Origin of the sequence: Tenacibaculum sp. M341, from assembly GCF_004337695.1 — a bacterium.
Classification (GTDB): domain Bacteria; phylum Bacteroidota; class Bacteroidia; order Flavobacteriales; family Flavobacteriaceae; genus Polaribacter.
Genome location: NZ_SJXJ01000043.1, coordinates 1 through 3,458 on the forward strand (window position 1 = coordinate 1; position 3,458 = coordinate 3,458).

Sequence of the window (3,458 nt, forward strand, 5' to 3'; positions counted from 1 at the left end):
TTCTAATTCTATCATATCTTTGCTTAGTACTTGGTACATAGGGTTGTGTTTTTATGTTTCGCAACACAAATATCTACAACCCTTAATTTTTTCTCAAAAAAAGTCAAGATGACTTCAATATCTATCACCAATTAGCTCAAAATTTTTGGTTACATTAAATACATTATAGGTAAGACATCATGGATTAAAGTAGGGTCATATATCTTAATCGTTTAACAGATGTGGTTGTGTAAACGGAGGTAGCACTAATCCTTTTGATAGCGAATGTGGTGACGAATATGCAGAAGCTGCTGATGATTATTTATTTGGAGTAATTAGAGGTTGTAGAGGATAAATCATATACAAATGTCAGTTAGTGCAGATTTAAAACGTTGTTTTTAGCAGTGCTCTAACTGACATTTTCAATGATCTGTTCATCAATAAACAATGATCATTTTTTTAAACTCTTTATGCTTTATATCAAAAGTACTATATTAAATATTCGAAGTATTTTTATTATTCTTTAAAATAATATTCCTTTGTCAATTCGAGCGCAGTCGAGAACCTTTAGTAATTAACCTACTTAAACAATTTCTCGAATTAATTCGTAAACTATCTTCGTTTAAAAGTTTTTAAACTCGATAATGCTCGAGGAGACACAACATTCTTAAATATTTTAATTTGGAAATAGCTTATTTAATCTTTCTTTATTAAAAATCAAGAATAAAATTAAAAGTAATAAGAATAAAGGATTGATAGTAATACCAAACATCGTTATTTCTACACTTTTATAAAAAATATCAATCACGTTAATCATTCCAATAGTAAGTGTTAACACAAATAAAAGTATATACATTTTCACATTTTTGAAAAACAACAATCCTGAAAAAAATACAAGTATACTTCCTAAAATATGTTTATAATCTATAATGTAGTTATAGATTACTGACATCAATATTGAAATTATAACTAAAGCTATAGAAATTAAAAGAGGAATCTCTTCTTTACCTATCTTATCTACTTTCAACTTTTACTTCTTTTTATTGATTAAAAGAAAGCTCTTCCGCCATATCTTGTTCAATAGCGTTTGCTAAATTTTCTAAATGCTGCTTACGCACTTTTAACTTCGTATTCTTGTGTGCTTCTTTGTTTAACTTACCAAATAACTGCGCTACTTTAATAGCTGTTGGTAATAAATGCTCTTGCGGTACCACTTTATCTAAAAAGCCTGCAGTTTGTGCATCTTTCGGACTATACATTTCGGCATTATTTACACTTCTTTCAAAAAATACAGGAGCCAATCTTCCTTTTGCTATTTCTATACCTGCCTGGTGCATGGTCATACCAATCATTACTTCATTTAAACCAATTTTAAAATCTCCCTCTACTCCTATTCTATAATCAGCAGATAATAATAAAAAGGCTCCTTTTGCTACAGCATGACCTCCACAAGCTACAATTACTGGTGTAGGGAAAGACAATAATCTATGTGATAATTTAGAACCTCTAGTTACTAACTCCTTTGCTGCATCTAAAGATTTTGTCATTACTTTTAAATCGTATCCACCAGATAAAATTCCATCTTGTCCTGTTAAAATAACTGCTCTTTCTTCGGCTTCAGCTTTATCTAAACAAGCATTTAAGGCATCAATAACTTCATGAGAAATTGCATTTACTTTACCATTTTCTATTTTAATAATGGCATAATTATCTGCGGTAGTATACTGTACTAAAGTGTTCATTTTTTATATATATTTTACTAAATAAATTCCTGCGAAAACAGCTAAAAAACCAATTACAAAACTTGCAATGGTATATAAGGCAAACGTAAAAAAGTCGCCCGATTTTAACAACAAATGATTTTCATAAGCAAACGTAGAAAAGGTGGTAAAACCACCACAAAAACCTGTTGCTAATAATAACGTGTGATTTTGAGTTAATGTTTCATTTTTAGCGGCTAAACCTAAAATAAAACCGATAATTAAACTTCCTAAAATATTGGCTAAAAAAGTTCCTACAGGAATACCTGCTTTCATTCCATTTAACGTTTTACCTAGCAAAAAACGCAAAACACTTCCAAAACCTCCACCAATAAATACTAAGATCATTTGTTTCATGAATCACGAAAATAATAAAACCAACTGGAATTTTAGTTTCAGTATACAGTATTTTAGTTGACAATACATGAATTACTTTTGTACTTCGTTAAGATCCTGTTGCTAAAAAAACATCAGAACCAACTCAATACTCAATACTCAATACTTAATACTTAATACTTAATACTTAATACTTAATACTTAATACAAAAGTACCTATTCAGCCAAATAATAAATATCCGTTTGAATGTCGTCAGGATTTTTAACCATTGGATCATTTACATATAACTCATATAAAGGATATTTCGTTGTACAATTATTAGCCAATAAATAATTACCTACAGCAGTATGCGCTTCATAATCTCCTTCTCCATAATTTCCGCATTTAGAAATCTTTGCATACTTTCCTCCAGTAACATTTACTTTCTCCATCCCTTCGTCTAGCGATACTTCTTTATTTACAACTAAACCAATATGAAACTTTGTTTCCCCTGTTTTCTCATCCCATTTATGATACAAAGCAGCCGGAATATATTCACCAATAGCTAAACCAGATTTTTTTACATATGCATCTGTTTTTACCATTGCCTTTTCAAATACTTTTTGCAATTCGTTAGGATCAATTTTCATTTCAAACGGATATCCAATAAACAATTTATCATTTGTTTCAACAGTAGTCACTTCGCTTAAAGTATAGGCAGCTGGTATTTTTTGAATTACCTCATCTAAATTATCCAATCCTTTTACTAACATAGGACCCAACATATTATCCCAACCTCCACTCATTGCAGAAAAAAACTTGAATATAAAAGGTGCTTTATCATCTCTCATAGTCCAAGTTACCTTGGTTCCTTCTTCAACTTTTTCAAAATCCCACAAAACCTCACTAGGTTCATTATCTCCAAAAGTCATTTCTTGTTGAATAGCACTATCTTTTGTTACAGCTATGGTTTTCATAGCACCTGGTCCATCTTTACTTGTCCAACTATCACTAGCACCTACTCCTACTGTTTTATCTCCGTACGATACAACAATCGTACTATCTTCATCATGCCATGGTCCCCAATCTTCCCAAGTTTTCAAATTATTTACAGTATTAAATACTTTAGAAATAGGTTGATTGATAATTTTTGATCTCGCTACATCATAGTCTGAAGGTTGCATAGTTACATACATAAGTCCTCCTAGCAATACTGCTAATAAAATCAGTAAAAAATATTTAAAAAATTTCATGGTAATTCATATTGGGTTACTATTTTATAAATGAAGTCATCTTGACTTTTTTTGAGAAAAAATTAAGGGTTGTAGATATTTGTGTTGCGAAACATAAAAACACAACCCTATGTACCAAGTACTAAGCAAAGATATGATAGAATTAGAAAT

At 30.3% G+C, this 3,458-nt stretch carries 4 protein-coding genes; all 4 read right to left on the reverse strand.

What is annotated here, in order from left to right:
- Positions 1-655: 655 nt before the first annotated feature.
- The 4 genes from EYW44_RS21800 to EYW44_RS21815 all read right to left on the reverse strand — a co-directional run bounded on the left by EYW44_RS21800 (position 656) and on the right by EYW44_RS21815 (position 3,308).
- A complete protein-coding gene (locus tag EYW44_RS21800) occupies positions 656-1,006 on the reverse strand; it encodes a hypothetical protein (protein WP_132727974.1) in 351 nt (116 codons plus the stop codon).
- 13 nt (positions 1,007-1,019) lie between these two features.
- Positions 1,020-1,721 (reverse strand): crotonase/enoyl-CoA hydratase family protein, encoded by a 702-nt coding sequence (locus tag EYW44_RS21805; protein ID WP_132727977.1) that lies wholly within the window; start codon positions 1,719-1,721, stop codon positions 1,020-1,022.
- Between the two features lie 3 nt (positions 1,722-1,724).
- A complete protein-coding gene (crcB, locus tag EYW44_RS21810) occupies positions 1,725-2,096 on the reverse strand; it encodes a fluoride efflux transporter CrcB (protein ID WP_132727980.1) in 372 nt (123 codons plus the stop codon).
- A 195-nt stretch (positions 2,097-2,291) separates the two neighbouring features.
- Positions 2,292-3,308, reverse strand: coding sequence for an SRPBCC family protein (locus tag EYW44_RS21815; protein ID WP_132727983.1), 1,017 nt, complete (start codon positions 3,306-3,308; stop codon positions 2,292-2,294).
- Positions 3,309-3,458: the final 150 nt, after the last annotated feature.

Coding starts and splice junctions, on each gene's coding strand:
- crcB (WP_132727980.1), bottom strand. CDS start 2,096: ATGAAACAAATGATCTTAGTATTTATTGGTGGAGGTTTTGGAAGTGTT.
- EYW44_RS21805 (WP_132727977.1), bottom strand. CDS start 1,721: ATGAACACTTTAGTACAGTATACTACCGCAGATAATTATGCCATTATT.
- EYW44_RS21815 (WP_132727983.1), bottom strand. CDS start 3,308: ATGAAATTTTTTAAATATTTTTTACTGATTTTATTAGCAGTATTGCTA.